The following is a 20054-nucleotide window of genomic DNA, read 5'->3' as shown; positions in this document are numbered from 1 at the left end:
TATGTCCCTAGAAATGGTCAAAAAACTATATGCTTCAATGCCGGGAATTGTGGACAAAGCTCGCAAAAAATTTGGGCGGCCTCTCACGCTGACAGAAAAGATCCTGGTCAGCCATGCGGATGATTTCGATACACAAGTCTGGGAGCGTGGAAAGGCCATGTTGGCTCTTCGTCCCGATCGAGTCGCGATGCAGGATGCGACAGCTCAAATGGCCATGTTGCAATTTATGCAAGCGGGAAAAGAAAAAGTTGCTGTTCCGAGTACTATCCATTGCGATCACTTGATCAGGGCTGAAGTCGGATCGGAAAAGGATCTTTTGCGCGCATGTGATGAAAACCGGGAAGTCTATAATTTTCTTGCCTCGGCTGCGAAAAAATATGGGATCGGATTCTGGAAGCCTGGAGCCGGGATCATCCATCAGGTGGTGTTGGAAAATTATGCATTTCCTGGAGGATTGATCATTGGAACCGATTCACACACGCCAAACGGTGGCGGGTTGGGAATGTTGGCCATTGGCGTCGGTGGAGCCGATGCGGGGGAAGTGATGGCGGGTCTTCCATGGGAGGTCCTCCATCCTAAACTCATCGGCGTGAAGTTAACCGGAAAGCTGAATGGCTGGGCTTCGCCAAAAGATGTCATTTTGTATATTTGTGGCCTTCTGACGGTGAAGGGTGGAACCAATAAGATCGTGGAGTATTTTGGCCCTGGTGCGGAAACCATCAGTGCGACAGGCAAGGGCACGATTACCAATATGGGGGCTGAGTTAGGTGCCACGACTTCTATTTTCCCGTTTGATGAAAAAATGGTGGCATACTTGAATATCACGGAGCGAGCTGACATTGCCAAATTGGCAGCAGCCAATCGGAGCATGTTGGTGGCAGACCCTGAGGTCTATCAGTCTCCGGAAAAATACTTTGATGAAATCGTCGAAATCGATCTGTCCACTCTTGAACCACATGTTGTGGGACCGCATACCCCTGATCTGGCACGACCCATCTCAAAAATGGCAGCGGAAGCCAAAGAAAAAGGTTACCCCGTTCAGTTAAAAGCGACTTTGGTTGGAAGCTGTACCAACTCTTCATATGAAGATATCGGTCGTGCGGCGCATATTGCCAAGCAAGGGTTACAAGCTGGGCTTAAAGCCAAAACGGCCTTTCTGGTCAGCCCGGGATCAGAACGGATTTACCACACCATGAAGCGGGAAGGATTTTTGGAGACGTTTGAAAGTATGGGGGCCACCGTCCTGGCAAATGCCTGTGGACCCTGCATTGGTCAATGGAAACGCGCGGATGCCGTGAAAGGAAAAGCCGACTCTATTGTCAGTACGTTTAACCGAAACTTTCCCGGGCGGAATGATGGGGTGAGTGAGACGTTATCCTTCCTGGCTAGTCCTGAAGTGGTCACGGCTTATGCGTTTTCAGGTGATCTAGGCTTTGATCCGATCAAGGGGACCTTGAAAACCGCAGATGGAAAAGACTTCAAATTTGAGGCGCCTCAGGGAGATGAATTGCCGGCCAAGGGTTTTGCTAAAGGGGAAGAAGGTTTGGTCCAACCTGCTGAGGATGGTTCGAAGCTTCAAGTGGACATTCCTCCTACCAGCGAGCGGTTGCAATTATTAAAGCCTTTTCCAAAATGGGATGGGAAAGATTTTGAAAAGTTGCCGCTATTAATTAAAACTAAAGGCAAGACCACAACGGATCATATTTCTCCAGCCGGTCCGTGGCTCAAATTCAGGGGACATTTGGACAAGATTAGCGACAACATGTTCCTTGGAGCCAACAATGCTTTTGCAGACGAGGCGGGCAAGGCCAATGACGTCTTAACCGGAGAGTCCGGTTTGACTCCTGCACAAGTTGCCAGAAGGTATAAAGAAAAAGGTTTGGGGTCGTTTGTGGTGGGTGATGAAAACTATGGGGAAGGGAGCAGCCGTGAGCATGCGGCGATGTCTCCACGATTTTTGGGTGTCCAAGCTGTCCTGACAAAAAGTTTTGCTCGCATTCATGAGACCAATCTCAAGAAGCAAGGCATTCTTGCACTGACATTTGCGGATCCGAAGGATTATGACCAAATTGAACAAGAAGACCGGATCAGTGTGAAGGGGTTAAGTGGACTTGCGCCAGGCAAACCGGTTCAGGTTGTTCTTCACAAGAAAAATGGTCAGGAAGTGGTCATTCAAGCCAATCATAGTATGACCGAACAGCAGATCACGTGGTTTAAGGCTGGTTCAGCATTGAATGCGTTAAATTAGATGGGCTGGGTGGTTGAAACGTACGACGAGAAATTTGTCAATCGTATAAGGTACTATCTTTGAGCTATGCCTGACACATTGGATAAAAAAAATACTTTGGATCAAGAAGAGAGTCTCCAACCTAAGATGGTTACCGTGGAGATTGAAGGGAAACCGTTCCAGGTTCCCGCCGGTATCACCCTGATCAAGGCCTTGTGGTATGCAGGGCAGGATGTGATTCGTGGAGTTGGATGCCTAGGCGGGTTCTGTGGAGCCTGTGCGACCTATTACCGTACGAAAGACGATCCCAAGGTCAAAACCTGTTTGGCCTGTTCGATGGCAGTCGAGGATGGCATGTCCTTTTCGTTTATGCCGGCTTTTCCGGCGAGAAAAGCGACCTACAACCTTCTTGAGCTCAAAGACCCTAAGCAGGATTTGTTTACGCTCTATCCCGAAGCCCCCTTATGCCGGAACTGTAATGCTTGCACAGAAGCCTGCCCACAAAATATCGATGTACGGGAAGGGGTGTGGAAAGCGGTGTTTGGAGATTTTAAAGCGGTCTCTGAAATGTTCATGGATTGTGTCATGTGTGGAATGTGCGCGCCCGTTTGTATTGCTGATATTGCTCCCAACCTGGTCGCGCTCTATGCCAGTCGGGCTCAAGGCGTGCATTTCACCGAAAAACCGGAAGGCCTCTCGAAACGTATTCAAGAGATTACCGATGGACATTTTCAGCAGGAGTGGGATCGTATCCTCAAGTTGTCCGATGAGGAATTGCAAAATACCTCCGCGGCCACAACCTAACCAGTTTTTTTGCTTTTCTCATGGAACTTACCGATCAGAGAAATATAGTTCATCAAACCCGAGACGCCCGTCGGTCTAAAAGTTTTCCCAAGCTTTCTCCAGCCGAACGGGATGGCCTTATCAAGAAATACCATCCTGATCATCGGGCTCATGCCTATCGGCCGATTATTTTTGGGCCCAATGCCGGTCAATCAACCGTGACCGAAGTGGCGACCCTGTTGGAAGGGGAGAGCCCGGTTCCAGCCGATCTTAATCTCACTCCGGATTACACCGTGGATGTCCTGGTCGTTGGTGGAGGAGGGGCGGGGTGCGCGTCGGCGCTCCATGCCCATGCTCAGGGAGCCGATGTGTTACTGGCCACCAAGTTGCGCCTGGGGGATTCCAACTCGGTCATGGCCCAAGGCGGGATGCAAATCGCCGTCGGATCGGACGATTCGCCTGTCCAGCATTTCTTGGACACCTTAAAGGGCGGTCACATGAAAAATGACCACCAGTTGCTAAAGGTCATGGTGGAAGAGGGACCGTCTATTGCGAAATGGTTGTTGGAATTGGGTGTCCTATTCGATCGGGATGCCGATGGAAATCTGCATGTGAAAAAAGGGGGAGGAAGCTCAAAAGCCAGGCTGTTAACCTGCTCCGATTACACCGGTTTGGAAATCATGCGAGTGTTGAAAGACGAAGTGCTGAACCAGAAGGTTCCGTTGTTGGAATTTGTCGCTGCGGTGGAATTGTTAAGTGATGCCAATGGGGCCTGCACGGGAGCGGTGCTGAAAGACTTAGACAATAATCGGTTCATCGTCGTCGCCGCTAAAACGGTGATTCTGGCAACCGGCGGCATTGGCCGGTTGCATATTCAGGGATTTCCAACCAGCAATCATTTCGGGGCGACAGGGGATGCCTTGGTCCTGGCCTATCGTCTCGGCGTGCCTCTCGTTCAAATCGATACTTTTCAATATCATCCTTCCGGTGGAGTGTATCCGGAGCAATTAGTCGGTGCGCTGGTGACAGAAGGCATTCGCTCTGAAGGCGGCCATTTAGTGAATGGGAAGGGCGAGCGCTTTGTGAATGAATTGGATACCCGTGATGTTGTGTCCTCGTCGATCATTCGGGAATGTGAAGAGGGGCGGGGCGTTCGAACACCATCAGGAAGGGTGGGTGTCTGGCTGGATACCCCGTTGTTAGATGTGGAACATGGACCGGGAACGTTGGACAAACATTTTCCCGCGATGGTTCGGCAGTATGAGCGTTACCAGGTCGATATCCGGAAAGATCCGGTGCTGATCTATCCCACGCTGCATTACCAAAACGGGGGCGTCAAGATTGATGTGAACGGAGAAACGCCTGTGGCCAATTTATTCGTGGCGGGAGAGGCTTCCGGCGGATTACATGGTCGAAACCGGCTCATGGGGAATTCTTTGTTGGACTTGATGGTGTTTGGCAAGCGAACAGGTATTCTTGCTGCAGAGCGGTCCAAGTCTCTGCCGAAAAGTTCGTTGACCTTAGACCACCTGAAGCGATTTCGAGCCGAAGCCAAACGGCATCAGGTGTCTGCTGGTATCATTTCACCTATGGTCTTGCCGGCTTACACCAACAAGTAATTATCAAGGCGATTGATCACCAACCGGGATATTGTCATCGCCGAATGTTCCGTTTTGAGCTGTAGAACCTACGAAGGGGATTTATGAATATTCACGAGTTTCAAGCCAAACAGCTCTTTGCACAGTTTGGGATTCCTGTACCCAAAGGCAAGGAAATCAAAAACGTCAAAGCGGCTGAAAAGTGGGCCTCAGTTCTTGATACCCCCGTATTTGTGGTGAAAGCGCAGATTCATGCGGGTGGACGTGGCAAAGCCGGCGGGGTCAAATTAACCAAAAATAAATCTGAAGTCCCGGAACTTGCTAAGGAAATTCTCGGGAAAACACTGGTAACCCATCAGACAGGTCCCAAGGGCAGAAAAGTTCGGCGCCTACTGATTGAAGAAGGTGCAGGGATTGCTAAGGAATTGTATTTGAGTTTACTGGTAGACCGTGAGTCAGGCTTTCCGACGTTTATTGCCAGTACGGAAGGCGGCATGGACATTGAGGAAGTGGCCGAGCATACACCGGACAAATTGCTGAAAGTGTCCATTGATCCGGCGGTGGGATTCCAGGGGTACAATGGAAGAAATCTGGCCTTCGGCTTGGGACTTCCAGAGCTTGAGCCCGCGGTGGTGAAGCCGTTTTTTCAAATGTTGGAAAACCTGTACCGGCTGTTCATGGAAAAAAACGCATCGCTTGTGGAAATTAATCCATTGGTCATTACCACGGATAAGCGTCTGGTCGCATTGGATGGAAAAGTCTCAATTGATGACAGTGCGCTATTTAAACATCCTGATATTCAAAAGTTCAGAGATTTGCACGAAGAAGAACCGTTGGAGATTGAAGCGGGTAGCAATAATCTGAACTATGTCAAACTGGATGGAGACATCGGTTGCATGGTCAACGGGGCGGGTTTAGCAATGGCAACCATGGACGTCATTAAATTGGCGGGATCGGAACCGGCGAATTTTTTGGATGTGGGCGGTGGGGCGACCAAAGAGACGGTTGCAGCCGGTTTTCGCATTCTGTTGAAAGATAAAAAGGTCAAGGGCATATTCATTAATATCTTCGGCGGCATTGTGCGGTGCGAGCGTATTGCCCATGGAGTGATTGATGCGGCGAAGGAAGTCGGCATCAAGCTACCTGTTGTTGTTCGACTTCAAGGAACCAACGCGGAAGAAGGCCGAAAGCTTCTGGCCGAATCAGGTTTGAAGGTGGAAGGGGTCGCTGACCTCTGGGAAGCTGCTCAGCGTATTGTCGCTCTCAGAAAAAAGAAATAGTTAACCTGATCGTGGAAATATTCTCCTTGATTGGTGAAAGGTGATGTGGCATGAGCATTTTGGTGAATAAAAATACCCGGGTTGTCGTTCAAGGGATCACCGGCAAAGAAGGGTCATTTCACGCGACCCAGTGCAAGGCGTACGGAACGCAAGTCGTGGCCGGCGTGACGCCTGGCAAAGCCGGTCAGGAAGTAGAAGGCATCCCGGTGTTTAATACCGTTCGTGAAGCCGTCAAGAAGACTGAAGCCACCACCTCATTGATCTTTGTGCCACCTCCCTTTGCCGCCGATGCCATTTTAGAAGCCGCCGATGCCGGCATATGGCTGATCATCTGCATTACAGAGGGGATTCCTGTCAATGATATGGTTCGGGTCCAGCGGGCGCTTTATGGGAAGACCACGCGTCTGATAGGTCCAAATTGTCCGGGAATTATCACGGCCGAGGAGTGCAAGATCGGGATCATGCCAGGATTCATTCATAAAAAAGGGCGGGTTGGCGTGATTTCAAGAAGTGGCACCTTAACCTACGAAGCCGTCAATCAGCTGACCAATTTAGGTCTTGGCGAAACGACCTGCGTCGGCATCGGTGGCGATCCCCTCATCGGAACCGGGTATATTGATTTGTTGCACATGTTCCAGGAGGACGACGAAACGGAAGCAGTCGTGATGATTGGGGAAATTGGTGGTGATGCCGAGGAACGGGCTGCGGCCTATATTCAAAAAGAGATGACCAAACCGGTCGTGAGTTTCATTGCCGGAATTACGGCACCTCCCGGAAGACGAATGGGCCATGCCGGCGCTATTATCACCGGAGGAAAAGGCACCGCGGCTGATAAAATGGCCGCCCTGGAATCGGCTGGTGTGACTGTCGTCAAGAATCCCGCAGAAATAGGGGAAACGGTCAGAAGCGTTCTACATGCCTAGCCATATTCAGTCTTAACGACGCCCCATTTTTTAGATAGTTTAATCCCTTTCCATGAACTAAGTGGACGGGTGCGTCCTGATTAGAACATGGAGTTAGAGGAGTTTTGATCACTCCTTCCACAACCCCCTCAAGCCCAACCTTTTCCCAATTTATACTCAATAGTCGTCTTCATTCTAGGCAATGTCTTCTAGGGTTCCATTATTTTTACAATATTCTTTATTTTTTTTAAAAAGAATAGTAAGGTTCCTCACTTGAAAGGTGGGGACTGATGCCAAAACAACTCAATATTTCCACGACATATTTCATGTGGCGGATTGGTGGAGGGCTATTAGGATCCATTCTGCTCTTGCCTTTCCTGCTCTTTGCTCAGGAACCTCCGATTCCTTCCTCTGTTGAAACAACAGATGTTTTTATCCTTCGGCAACTCATCGAAGTTCAAAACGAACTGAGGGATGTTCGGAAAGAACTTGCAGAAGTTCGTAAATCGGTGAGCGAATTACAGGGAAGCTCCAATCTCCCCCTTGCTGCGGCTCCACGTCCTTCTGCTGTTGGCAATGTTGAACTCAATTCAGATGATCCTACCCTTGGTAGTCAGAAAGCGAAAGTTGCCATTGTTGAGTTTACAGATTATCAATGTCCCTATTGTGCTAAATATCATTCGGATACATTTGAAAATCTGAAAAAGGAATACATCGACACGGGAAAAGTGCAATATGTCCTTCGAGATTTTCCGTTGGACTTCCATGCCTATGCCATAGGGGCGGCTATTGCTGCAAATTGTGCCGGCGAACAGGATGCATATTGGCAGATGAACCATCAGCTTTTTTCCAATCAATCCGAGCTTGGGGATGGCTTGTATCAAAAGTTGGCCCGGTCTTTGGGACTTAACATGGATCTGTTTGAATCATGCGTCAATAGCCCTGAACAAATACAAGAAGTTGATGCGGATGTGGTTTACGGTCAAGAGATTGGGGTGAACGGAACCCCGACGTTTTTTATTGGACGAGTAGAAAACGGGCAACTCACAGATGCCAAAGAAGTGAGTGGGACTCAACCGTTGTCAGCCTTTTCAAGAATCATTGAGCCGCTACTCGTAAGTGACGGGAATGTAAGTGAATAGGAAAATGTTTCTAAAGGGCAAAAAGTAAAATTTGCAGGATTGTGATGGGGCTGCACAGTTTTACGGTTGCGTGCCTCTAAAGCTCTGTAAGTAAAAAAGCTGTACCGAGCCTCTGCATAAGGCCCTGAAATGATCGAATAAAAATGGAAGATACATGAGATACATGAAGACCTTGCTGACCCTTATTGGTCTATTCCTCGTCATGAGTGCCGACGTGGCCGCCTACAAAGTGATTCCGAATAACGAGGCGGATGTCCTCTTCAAACAAATGGAAAAATCCATCTTTTTGTATGACAAAGATCCCTACACAATTAGCAAGGCCGTGGAGAAGAACGATGTGGCAGGCATGTCCCTTGTCATTATCTATAATGGTAAGCCGGTCATTCATAAATGGTATGGAGACCGTAACCAGAAAAAGAAGGAAAAGACGACTGCAGACACGATCTACCAATGTGCCTCGACGAGCAAGATGGTGTCATCACTGGGCTTTACTGCAGCTTCGCGGCAAGGGAAACTTAGCCTCGATGGGAGTGTCACGGATTTCAATAAGAAACATCCTGACACCATTATTACAAAATGGGTCGACAAGGTTTTCAAAGATCACAAGTCCTGGCCTGATGACATTACGCCTCGACGTTTGCTGAGCCATACGGCAGGTTTGGACACACATGGAATCGCGAATAAGCCATGGCTTCCCTCCAGTGACCCTCTCAAAGGAGTTATTCTCGGCAGAAACCTTGCGCATGATGCCGTTAAACCTATCCACGAACCAGGGACTAAGTATGACTACTCTGGAGGTGGGTATACCGTGGCAGAAGCGATGCTCGAGATTGCTACCGATAAACGTTTCGAGACCTATCTTAAACAAAATGTCCTTGAGCCTTATGGCATGAATAATAGCACTTTTGAGGATGGCAGTTCGGACATGGTCCATTTGGCTCGTGGGTGTAGTCGAGGTATATGTCTCTATGATGTCCAAGTTTCTGAACTCAAAGCTGCAGGTGGATTGCTGTGCCATCCTGTAGATTACGCACGATTAGTCTCGCTGATGATGAATGATGGGGCAGAGTATCTTGAGAAAAATGCTGGAACGCAGATCATACCGAAGGCCGATATTGATGAGGTTCTGACAAAGGTGCCTCCTGCTGAGTATGGACTTGGAGTGGACATTTCGGGATCTCAATTCTCCCACGGAGGCAAGCACCAAGGATTTGCTACGAACTTTTATGCGCATAGCGATAAGCAGGTGGGCATTGTCGTACTCGTCAACGGCAAGTATACATGGGCAAGAAATAAGGAAGTCTACGGAGCAGGCACCCTCAATAACGCGGTGGTCAAAGCGTTTAAAATTGCTTTTGGGGTGAGCAACGAATCAGGGCAACCCCTTAAACCAACATGTAGCCAAGACGAGGATTGTGCTGAGGGTCAATACTGTGACAAAGGCCCTGTCGCGACAATTGGGATTAACAAGTGTAAGGCAGGCAAGAAACGTAATGAAACGTGTAGCCGGAACGATGTGTGTGGCCCCGACCTCACGTGTTACGGGGAGCCGATCGGGAAATGTGGTTTCCTGGGAACAGTCGTCGTCGGGGATCAGTGCTTTAAGGGCAAGGAATGTCGGTCAGGCAAGTGCGAAAAAGATAAATGTGTGTGTAAGAGTGACGGCGACTGTCCCGATGGCCAAGCCTGTTATACCCCAATCGGGAAAGCCAACTATTGCGCAAGCACGAGCAAGGCCCTGGGGGCCAGTTGTTCTAAAAACAGCCAATGCGCCTCGGACAAGTGTCAACAAGACCAATGCGTGTGCAAGGGGGATGGTGACTGTCCGAACGGGCAGGCCTGCTTTACACCCGTTGGCAAAGCGAATTATTGCGCGAGTACGAGCAAGGCTCTGGGAGCTACATGTTCCAAGAATAGTGAATGTGCGTCGGACAAATGCCAACAGGATAAGTGTGTGTGTAAGGGGGACGGCGACTGTCCGAACGGGCAAGCCTGCTATACCCCAATCGGGAAGGCGAACTATTGCGCGAGTACGAGTAAGGCCCTGGGAGCCAGCTGTACCAAGGATAGTCAATGTGCCTCAGACAAGTGCGAACAGGACAAGTGTGTATGTAAATCAAACGGCGATTGTCCCAACGGGCAAAGCTGTTATACCCCGGTTGGGAAGGCGAACTATTGTGCAAGTACGAGTAAGGCTCTGGGAGCGAGTTGTTCGAAGAATAGCCAATGTGCCTCGGATAAATGTGAACAAGGGGAATGTGTGTGTCAGTCGGACAATGATTGTCCGGGATCGCAGAAATGTAAAACCCCTGTGACCAAAAAGAATTACTGTACGAAATGAGGTCAACCTGAAAAGGCCAATGAACGATGTTGGGCACAATAAGGTCTCAACAAAGGTCAAAGAGTGCTACGTAGCGTTCCCCTAAGCCCATTTTATTGATGCCTTTTAACAAGGGGGTGGACCATGAAACGAAACTGGTGGTCTCTCATCACGATTGGTACGGGTCTGGCGATCATGGCGGTCAACCCTATGACCACCAATGCCTATAAAATAAGAAAAAGCGAGCGACTGATGCCAATTCTAAGTCTTGTATTTCTCCTGGCGATTTTTGGTGTGAACGAGGTGTCGGCGAATTTATGTGATCCGGTGAAGGATCTTACGACGATTCAGGAGACCAAAGATGAGATTGAGTTCTATAAGGAACTTTTTCCCAATGCGGACTACCACGGCAGTCAGGACTATAACGGATTTGTGCTGGAGTGTAATCGCAGGCGCGATAATAAAGGCGACGAAGTCAGAAAAATGCTTACGAATAAAGATTGGGCTGAGATGAAGAGCATCTTGAAGGAGAGCGATCTTTCGCCCTATTTATTTTCCGCGAAGTATAAATTCTTCGGATTCGCCTGGTTTGAAATGAGCTACCTGATCTGGAAAGAGGGTGGTGTCTGGAAGATGGTGCTTCCCTATGATCCAATTATTAATGATGAGGTTGAAAACCGGATCGATTTTAATATGACTCACGCTGGAATGCTCTACGATAAGGATCAAGTCGACGAAAACGGGAGTGGTTCGAGTAAGACGTATATCCTGAAATCAACGGCGCTGCCAATTAGCATCACTAAATGTGCCACCACAACGTTCTTTGCTGGCAAGGAAGAGAAGTACGATGGGCAAAATGGCGTCGATGCCCATAAGCGAGACCCCGCCAATAAGCATATTAGCCTCGGAAAAATTCAATACTCCTATAAAGACGGCAAGGGCAGCTATTGGGTGATGAATGGCTGTCGGGTGAAGAAAAATGAGCATCTCTTTGGCAGCACCAATCCCACCACCGGAGAAGTTGAAAAGATTATGCCAGCGGATTGGGTATTAAATAATTTTGAAAAAGTGGCGGAAGAGTATTGGAGTATTCCTGACAATTTTGAATTGTACGTTCTTCTAAAAGGTCATAATGGAAATCGGCTCGACCCTTCGGTAAAAACCAAAATCAATAATCATATTAAAAATAATGATTATTTAACGATACGCTTTGGAACGAAGTTTCTTCCCGGCGCCAATCAAATGTATAAAGCGAATGCTTGGCAACCGAATAACTTTTCCACAATGACTGATGATGGAACTTATACCCACGAGGTCGGTCACGCCTTTGGCCTAGATGACGAATATGCTCAGGGCGACGCTAGTAAGAATAAAGATCATTGTGCTAATTCCCAATTTGATCAATTTGATGGCACCTCGGGGTCAACCTCTTACACCATCGACAATTACACCATGTGTAATGGTTATGGGACACAAACCAATACCATTTATCATTATATAGCGGTCACCCGCTATATCTTGGGAGAGACCTGTAAGGAGGATCAGGATTGCGGGGCCGGTCGGTATTGCAATAAACGCTTGGGACTCAACCGCTGCTTAACGGACGGAACAAAAGGTGTCAATCAGAGCTGCACCAAAGACAGAGAATGCACATCCGGCAAGTGCGAAAAAGATAAATGTGTGTGTAAGAGTGACGGCGACTGTCCCGATGGCCAAGCCTGTTATACCCCAATCGGGAAAGCCAACTATTGCGCAAGCACGAGCAAGGCCCTGGGGGCCAGTTGTTCTAAAAACAGCCAATGCGCCTCGGACAAGTGTCAACAAGACCAATGCGTGTGCAAGGGGGATGGTGACTGTCCGAACGGGCAGGCCTGCTTTACACCCGTTGGCAAAGCGAATTATTGCGCGAGTACGAGCAAGGCTCTGGGAGCTACATGTTCCAAGAATAGTGAATGTGCGTCGGACAAATGCCAACAGGATAAGTGTGTGTGTAAGGGGGACGGCGACTGTCCGAACGGGCAAGCCTGCTATACCCCAATCGGGAAGGCGAACTATTGCGCGAGTACGAGTAAGGCCCTGGGGGCCAGCTGTACCAAGGATAGTCAATGTGCCTCAGACAAGTGCGAACAGGACAAGTGTGTATGTAAATCAAACGGCGATTGTCCCAACGGGCAAAGCTGTTATACACCGGTTGGGAAGGCGAACTATTGCGCAAGTACAAGTAAGGCCCTGGGAGCCAGCTGTACCAAGGATAGTCAATGTGCCTCAGACAAGTGCGAACAGGACAAGTGTGTATGTAAATCAAACGGCGATTGTCCCAACGGGCAAAGCTGTTATACACCGGTTGGGAAGGCGAACTATTGTGCAAGTACGAGTAAGGCTCTGGGAGCGAGTTGTTCGAAGAATAGCCAATGTGCCTCGGATAAATGTGAACAAGGGGAATGTGTGTGTCAGTCGGACAATGATTGTCCGGGATCGCAGAAATGTAAAACCCCTGTGACCAAAAAGAATTACTGTACGAAATGAGGTCAACCGGTAACGATTCTCGGCTTTGCCGAGCTAGGAGTAGTGAAACACGAAGCAGCATGACCTGAATTCTGGTATAGCGGGCCGGCTTGCAGGCAGGTTGAATTTATGCGCCTGATCCCTTTTACCATTGAGAATTGACGCCCATAATCAAGTATCTTGATGGGCGTATCGTTCATGGTGTTGGTCATTCCTCATCATGAACGGAAAATCAAACTCGGTAAGAATCACCGTCATGGTCGGAACACATTATCCCTCTGGTATAATTAGAATAGCGGAAGAGGATCTCTTGGGTCGGTGCCCGCTGGCTGTTTTTGAGTAATACTTACTTCGAGCGCCCAGATGGAGTCGGGAGACCACTTTTTCGGTATGTGGTGCATGCGATTTGGTTCACACAAAAAGAAAGTAGTTCTGTTTGGAGGCCAAAACTTTCTGTTCAGACCGATTAATGAAAAGCACGAAAGACTATTTGGTTATGAAAGAAATCAGAACCCTGATGTTAGTCCTCGGAATAGTCTTTTCTTTACTAGGATGTGCCACGAAAATGGCGTCGTTGCCTGCCAGCCTTTCAGCCGATCAAACCATCGTGTTTGGGAAGGTTCAAGCAAATCTCACCGGACCTACGACCCGGTGGTATACTCCGCAGGTTCGATTTTTTGAGCTCATGAATCACTCTACAAAGGAACGGTTCCGAGTGGATATCGAGTCTGCGGACTCGCCATTTTTTCTCGCACTTCCGCCGGGTGAATATGAGTTGGTGCGGCTCCAGATCAATGAAGGGGCTTTCCGATCGATGGCCCAATTGAATTCGACGTTCCAGGTGAGTCGGGGTGGACTGAATTATCTGGGAAGATGGAAAGTGAAAATACATCCCCCGACGTATCTTCGGTTGGTTGATGTTTCCGTGGAAACTGATTTAGAGGACGCAAAAGCCGAAGTTCGTTCACTTTATCCCGATTTAGCCGGTCTTCCTATCCAATCGCAACTCCCGACACCCAAGGATTCGGAAACGCGTTTAGTGGAAATATCTCCTTATCCTCGGGTATGGTGGTTTTGCCGCCATCTAACCTGTTAATTTTGAATATGAGAAACATCAGGTCCTAAAGGTGGATTGCAGATGGGCAATTCCGATCCAAAAGACGAATCCATCAAAAGCCGCTAATGAGTTTTTCTCGATATTAGGGAATTGGGGAGACAGCACAATCCTGTCGAACTAGATGATTGGAAAGTAGGAATGAGAAGATTGTCGTTTGTTTTTTTAGCAATTTTAGGGTTTTTCCCAATGGGATGCGGTTCTTTCCCTCAGGAACAACTGAGTGGATGGAATGGCGTGCATCGTGAAGAGCTTATTCGGGTGATGGGACCGCCGACTAAGCAAACGGCCCTGCCTAACGGCGGACAACGTTTGGAATTTATTCAACGGATAACTCGCCATCCATTGGGTGGTGAAGTGTATGGCACATCGTATGAGTGTCATAAAACGTTTGAACTCGATGCCGAAGGTATCATTCAAAAAGCCGTTTCTGAACCGGCGTGTTGATCAAACATCACTCACACCGCATTGTTCCTGAAAACCCCAAAAAACCGTGGGATGGCGCGGGATTTGATCCTTAATCAGGCCATCCGGCTCAATCGTGGGGAGGGTTGACCAATGTCCCGTAAATATCTGGCCTTTGATATCGAAACGGCAAAAATTTTGCCCGAAGATTTCGTTGACTTGCATGATCACCGGCCGCTCGGCATTACTTGTATGGCGAGTTGGTGTAGCGATGAATCCTCGGCGGTGACGTTTTACTCGAAAAATTCAGATGGATCTCCTGCGCCGCAAATGACCAAGGTAGATGTTGCCGCCTTTGTCGAGCATCTCAAAACTAAACTGCAGGAGGGCTATACCATCATTACCCACAATGGGTTGGGATTCGATTTCGTGATTGTAGCGGAAGAATCCGGCCAGCTTGATGTTTGCCGTGAATTGGCGATGAGCCACGTGGACATGATGTATCACTTTTTTTGCGGAAAAGGGTTTCCTGTCAGGCTCAACGCTGCGGCGAAGGCCATTGGTGTGAGTAAGCCCGCGAATGTGGATGGTTCCGTTGCCCCGAAGCTGTGGAAAGGTGGCGACTTCCAGACGGTCTTGGATTATGTCGCTCAGGATTGTCGGTTAACGTTGGATGTGGCCGAAGCCAGTGAACAAGCGAAAAAGATTAGTTGGATAACCGGACGTGGCACAACATCCCATTTTGAATTGCCTGGTGGATGGCTGACCGTTCAAGAAGCCTCCAAGTTACCTCTGCCTGACACGTCATGGATGGATAAGCCATGGCCGCGATCAAAATTTATGGTGTGGTGGTGAGTGTGTGAATGGTCATAGAAAAATAGGAAAGGAATGAGAGATTATGCCTGTATTGATTGGGAAGAATTCGGTAGTCAGCGTCAATTATAAGCTCACTGACGATGCCGGTAAGGTGTTGGATAGTTCAGATGGGTCAAAGCCAATGGTGTACCTGCATGGTGCGGGGAATATCATCCCCGGGCTGGAGAAAGCGCTGGCCGGTAAAGGAGAGGGTGATGCTCTGAAGGTAAGGATTGAGCCTGCCGATGCCTATGGAGAAGTCATTCCTGACGGGATCAAGAGCATCGAAAGGGCTGCGTTTGAGGGGGTAGAATCGGTTGAACCGGGAATGGTATTTGAGGCCCAGGCACCGGACGGCACGACGCAGCAAATTATGGTGGTGAAAGTAGATGGGGATAAAGTCACCATTGATACCAATCATCCACTGGCCGGTATCGCGCTCAACTTTGATATTAAAGTTCTGAGTGTGCGAGAAGCGACAAAGCAAGAACTCGAGCATGGGCATACTCATGAGCACGGACATGACCACTAGCAGGATGTTGAAAAAAGTCGCCAGCGGCGTTCTCGACGCTTTCGTGCTCACGTACTTAGCGTACACTTCGCCCGCCCAATTACCTGCGGCCTTGCTGGACGAGCCTTTTTGAAAATTCCGCAGGATTGTATATCAATGATGGGAAATTTCAGCAAAGCAATGCAGACGGACGCGGCTATGCCGCACCGCTGCTCCACAAGGCGTTAGCCTCATATTCCCTAAGAAGGGCACAGCGGGCCTTAAGCAAAATCAGGACAAGTTCCTGGAAGGATATTACATCCCAGAGCGTCTTTAATTTGGGCTCAGATCCTTCGCCGCTGGCTCAGGATGACGCTTGAATTAAAAACTATATGAATTAAAAGTCATTTCTTGTTTGCATTACAATATTTCAGGTTTTCCCATGAACGGCGTGGAAGAGGCGGAGCGGGCCCTAATCGTAGGAGTTGCCGAGTAGCTCTTTGGCGCCGGGGAAATTTCCAAACCTGCTTTCTCAAAATCCCCTGTCATTTCTGATTCCTGCTCTGGTGTCATGGAAATGGGTGGTGTCTACCGGCTCACCGGCTTGGATGGCTCGTTCCAGGTCCTCATTGATAGTATTGGCCACTCTCCCCGCTGATTGGCGATGCCGCCTACGGAATCTCTTTTAAAAACCTGGTGTTTTTGTGATGGTGCCGTTCAGGGGCTTTGCTCCTGACCATTGGTTGACTCATCCTAAGCCAGAACGTGCGCGACTTTTTAATGGGAGGGTGGGTCATCTGGTATTAACTGTTTTCGGCCATGGATGAAATTATTTTGCTCCGTGGGACTTTCCTTTTTTGAATAACCAACCGATGTATGATTCATAACCACATATTTGGAGGATGTTATGAATTTGGTCGATCGAAGAAGTAAAAGGACATCGGTATGGTTCAGTGCAGCTTTTGCGGGTGTGTGTATGCTAGGAACAGGGCAAGTTGAAGCTGCCAAGATGCCAAAAGTGGAGATTTGCCATTTTGACCCGGATGAAGGGGTTTTTAAGAAAATTTCCGTCAGTGGTAACGCAGTCCAGAATCACCTGGCTAACCACGGGGACATATTCCCAGCAAGTTCAAATGGTGCTGGAACGATCACTCTGGATGCAGAATGCAACGAGGTCATCGCGAGGCATGTTTTTTCCCGGGCATACATCGATACAGATCGGGATGGAACGTATGACCCGCAAGTCGACGTTGAAATCTCGGAGCTTGTTGATGCCAACATGGACGGTGTTATTAATGCGGGCGACACTATTGAATTCGGCCAATACCCAAAGACGTTTGACCCTTGCTCATCTCCCCCCGACGCCAATTGCGCAGATCTTGGCAATCTCAACCTCGCTCCAGTGGTTGTTACCCACGTTTTTTCCGCCACGCCCACTTCCGTCATCGTCCAATCTGCTTCAGGTTCGCTCTTCAACTGGGAAATTCCGGGTGAACTGGAAATCGTGCGGTTAGGAACAATACCCGAGCAAATACTATTTGATAGTTTTCTTGATCAACCGAATGATGCTATTAAAATTCCCTTAGGAGGGGAAGCCGATCCGAGTGATGCCGTAGATATTATGAGGCCAGGAAACGGCGCCAACGACTACTTCTTCAACGTCGAAATCAACCTCGCTCCTTAGTGTGATTGCCCATTAGCGAGCCCTTTTATCCTGCGGATAAAAGGGCTCGTCCGGGTCTGACCTTTTTCATGTACCAGAATGAAACTCGGGGGCAACATAAACCGGCTGCGCCTGCCGGGGACACTCCTCTGATATTTCGACTTGCAGCCAACGTACACATCGTTTTCACTCCTCCCCAATACGCTTGAAATAGGCACCCACCTGGAATATTAAATACCTGAAATGGGATCTGATTCACTCACTACCCATTTTTCCCATAAACGGCGCGGAAGAGCCGAAGTTGGCCGTAATCGTAGAGATTACCGAGTAGCTCTTTGGCTCCGGTGAGATTGCCAAACCCCGTTTTCCCGAAGGCTTCTGCCATTTCTAATTCCTGCTCCGATGTCCACAGTCGGGTAAGGTCTACCGGTTCACCGGCTTGGATGGCTTGTTCCATGTGTCCATAGATGGTGCTGACGACCAAGCCGCGCTCACTGGCGATCTGTTCGATCGAATGCCCAGACCTAAAATAGCGCAACGTATCATGGACGGTATCTCCAAGCGGCCTTCTTCTGGCCGGCCTGTTGAAAAAGTTCGCCGCCGGCGTTTTCGGGGCCCTGTCGTCCTCCCGTAATTCTTTTGCGCTCCTGGTGCCCATTCCCCTGCGGCCTTGCCCGTGGGAAAGGGCGGGTGAAATTGTGGAATTTTTTGAACTGTCCGGTTCTTCATAAGTCTCCAAATCCTGCCGGCACTCAATATTTTTTTTATTGTTTGCCGGGTTTTGATTCCTTAAAGAGAGTGCTGAAGCGGGATTGGGTTCCTTTGGAATTGTCAGGGGAGCGTAGTTTTCCAGGTGTCTTGCGATGACTGCCAGGAACTTAGGCCCAAATTCCTGTAATTTCCGATTTCCGACTCCGCTAATCTGGAGGAATTCCTGTTCATTAGCCGGATAGTCACGTGCCATCTGCCGTAGTGCCACATCGGAAAATATGACGTAGGCAGGGACATCAGCCTCATCAGCTAATGTTTTGCGAAGTTGACGGAGGCGAGTGAAGAGCATCTCATCGTGACCAGGGTCCTCGCCAGAGAGCGCCTTGCGTTCCGGTGTGCTCATGGGCTTTGTGAGCATGAGCGTTTTGGGGTCTTGAAGAAAAACCTGACCCTGGTCGGTGACCTCCACCACGGTGAATGGGTCTGCCGATTGTCGGAGATATCCCAGCCGGATGAGTTCCCGGCTGATGGCGGCCCATTCTGGCCTCCGGTGGGCTTCTCCTTTCCCGTAGCTGGTTAATAGGTCATGACGCCATCGTCGGATTTTTTCGGTGTTGGCTCCGGTGAGTACGGCGATGACGTGATTGAGCCCGACGCTAAATCCACTTGTTCCACGTATTTCTTCAACGCAAGAGAGAACGGTCTGCGCGGCATCCGTGCCGTCGAAGATATCCCTGGGCGTCAGGCAGTTATCACATGCCTCACAGTTTTCGGATTCAACCTGTTCTCCAAAATATTGGAGCAATGTGCGGCGCCGGCAGGTAGAACATTCCGCATAGTGCACCATTTCCTGTAATTGCCTGTCGGCGATCTGCTGCTCCTGGAAGTTAGTTTTCTCATTGATGAAGCGTTGCTGCTTGACCGTATCCCCGGCGCTGAAGAGCAGGACACACTCGCTTGGCAGGCCATCTCGTCCGGCACGCCCGGTCTCTTGATAATAGCTTTCGAGGTTTTTGGGTAAATCGTAGTGAATGACAAATCGCACGTTAGGCTTGTTGATTCCCATGCCGAAGGCAATGGTGGCGCAAATCACCTGGATTTCATCTCGAAGGAACAATTCCTGATTCCGGGTCCGCTCCTCGGCACTCAGTCCGGCATGATAGGGCAGTGCCTTCAGGCCATATTGCTGTAAACGATCCGCCACACTTTCTGTGGTCTTCCGGCTCTGGCAGTAGAGAATTCCTGAGTCCTTTGGGCGTTTCCGGAGAAATGCGAGGACTTGTCCAAACGGATTGTCCTTTGGCTGCACCTGGTAGGTCAGGTTGGGCCGGTTGAAACTGGCCACGTAGCAGGCCGGGTCCCGCAATCGTAGAAGTGTGACAATGTCTTTTTGCACCCGCTCCGTGGCGGTAGCGGTGAGTGCGATGATCGGGAGACTGGGGACCTGATCCCGGAGTTCCACAAGTCGCCGGTATTCCGGCCGGAAATCATGGCCCCATTCACTAATACAGTGGGCTTCATCAATAGCCAGCAGATTGACCTGAAAATTCCTGACCAGGCTGAGGTATCCGGGAACCATGAGGCGTTCCGGTGCCATGTAGAGGAGGCGGTAGTCACCCTGGTGCAGCCCCCGCAAGCGAATCTGGGATTCCTGCGCGGTCAGAGATGAGTTGAGATATGTTGCAGCAATGCCATTGGCACGGAGCCCATCCACTTGATCTTTCATCAGCGCAATGAGCGGCGAGACCACGATCGTCAGGCCCGAGCGGGCCAGCGCCGGTAACTGAAAGCACAGGGACTTCCCTCCTCCCGTGGGTAACAGGGCCACCACGTCGCGCTCAGCGAGTACATCCCGAATGATCTCTTCCTGTAAAGGCCGAAAGGCCGTGAAACCAAAATGTTCTTTTAACAGTGAGAGGAGGTGAGGTTGTGTTGAGGGGTGCAGGTGCCGGGAGTTAATATGTTGAGGGGGTAGGTTGTTCTTCACAATTGAAGTTGTCGTAATTGTAGGAGATGATGATGATGGAGAGTATTGATAGGGAGATTCTGATCTGGCCCG

The 20054-nt window shown here is 49.4% G+C and carries 14 protein-coding genes; 13 read left to right on the top strand and 1 reads right to left on the bottom strand.

Going from position 1 to position 20054, the window contains the following annotated elements; translation table 11 throughout:
- The first annotated feature begins 1 nt into the window (after position 1).
- From PP769_RS02535 to PP769_RS02475, 13 genes are all read left to right on the top strand, one after another.
- Positions 2 to 2248 carry an aconitate hydratase gene (locus PP769_RS02535; RefSeq protein WP_312644789.1) on the top strand — a complete coding sequence of 749 codons (2247 nt, stop codon included), beginning with the start codon at positions 2 to 4 and terminating at the stop codon, positions 2246 to 2248.
- Positions 2249 to 2314: 66 nt separating this feature from the next.
- Positions 2315 to 3031, top strand: a complete 717-nt coding sequence (locus PP769_RS02530; RefSeq protein WP_312644787.1) for a 2Fe-2S iron-sulfur cluster-binding protein — start codon at positions 2315 to 2317, stop codon at positions 3029 to 3031.
- 20 nt (positions 3032 to 3051) lie between these two features.
- The gene (locus PP769_RS02525; RefSeq protein ID WP_312644785.1) at positions 3052 to 4629 is read left to right on the top strand and encodes an FAD-dependent oxidoreductase; all 1578 of its coding nucleotides are present in this window, start codon (positions 3052 to 3054) and stop codon (positions 4627 to 4629) included.
- A gap of 83 nt (positions 4630 to 4712) precedes the next feature.
- Complete coding sequence (gene sucC / locus PP769_RS02520) at positions 4713 to 5888, top strand: ADP-forming succinate--CoA ligase subunit beta (RefSeq protein WP_312644783.1); 1176 nt, start codon at positions 4713 to 4715, stop codon at positions 5886 to 5888.
- 50 nt (positions 5889 to 5938) lie between these two features.
- Positions 5939 to 6811, top strand: coding sequence for a succinate--CoA ligase subunit alpha (sucD, locus tag PP769_RS02515; RefSeq protein WP_312644781.1), 873 nt, complete (start codon positions 5939 to 5941; stop codon positions 6809 to 6811).
- A 269-nt stretch (positions 6812 to 7080) separates the two neighbouring features.
- Positions 7081 to 7932, top strand: a complete 852-nt coding sequence (locus PP769_RS02510; RefSeq protein ID WP_312644778.1) for a DsbA family protein — start codon at positions 7081 to 7083, stop codon at positions 7930 to 7932.
- A gap of 154 nt (positions 7933 to 8086) precedes the next feature.
- The gene (locus PP769_RS02505) at positions 8087 to 10273 is read left to right on the top strand and encodes a serine hydrolase (protein WP_312644776.1); all 2187 of its coding nucleotides are present in this window, start codon (positions 8087 to 8089) and stop codon (positions 10271 to 10273) included.
- 123 nt (positions 10274 to 10396) lie between these two features.
- A complete protein-coding gene (locus PP769_RS02500) occupies positions 10397 to 12778 on the top strand; it encodes a dickkopf-related protein (RefSeq protein ID WP_312644774.1) in 2382 nt (793 codons plus the stop codon).
- A 544-nt stretch (positions 12779 to 13322) separates the two neighbouring features.
- Positions 13323 to 13853, top strand: coding sequence for a hypothetical protein (locus PP769_RS02495; RefSeq protein WP_312644771.1), 531 nt, complete (start codon positions 13323 to 13325; stop codon positions 13851 to 13853).
- 159 nt (positions 13854 to 14012) lie between these two features.
- Positions 14013 to 14318: a hypothetical protein gene (locus PP769_RS02490; protein WP_312644769.1), complete on the top strand. Its 306-nt coding sequence runs from the start codon at positions 14013 to 14015 to the stop codon at positions 14316 to 14318.
- Between the two features lie 111 nt (positions 14319 to 14429).
- On the top strand, positions 14430 to 15131 hold the full coding sequence (locus PP769_RS02485; RefSeq protein ID WP_312644767.1) for a ribonuclease H-like domain-containing protein: 702 nt from the start codon (positions 14430 to 14432) through the stop codon (positions 15129 to 15131).
- Between the two features lie 43 nt (positions 15132 to 15174).
- Positions 15175 to 15663 (top strand): FKBP-type peptidyl-prolyl cis-trans isomerase, encoded by a 489-nt coding sequence (locus PP769_RS02480; protein WP_312644765.1) that lies wholly within the window; start codon positions 15175 to 15177, stop codon positions 15661 to 15663.
- Positions 15664 to 16528: 865 nt separating this feature from the next.
- On the top strand, positions 16529 to 17305 hold the full coding sequence (locus PP769_RS02475) for a hypothetical protein (RefSeq protein ID WP_312644763.1): 777 nt from the start codon (positions 16529 to 16531) through the stop codon (positions 17303 to 17305).
- A 241-nt stretch (positions 17306 to 17546) separates the two neighbouring features.
- On the opposite strand, the gene recQ is transcribed toward PP769_RS02475, so the two are convergent.
- Entirely contained in the window at positions 17547 to 19982 is a 2436-nt protein-coding gene (gene recQ / locus PP769_RS02470) for a DNA helicase RecQ (RefSeq protein WP_312644761.1), read from the bottom strand.
- Positions 19983 to 20054 lie beyond the last annotated feature (72 nt).

The sequence above is a fragment of the Candidatus Nitrospira allomarina genome (assembly GCF_032050975.1).
Taxonomy (GTDB): Bacteria; Nitrospirota; Nitrospiria; order Nitrospirales; family UBA8639; genus Nitrospira_E; species Nitrospira_E allomarina.
This window is presented reverse-complemented; position numbering and strand designations above follow the sequence as displayed.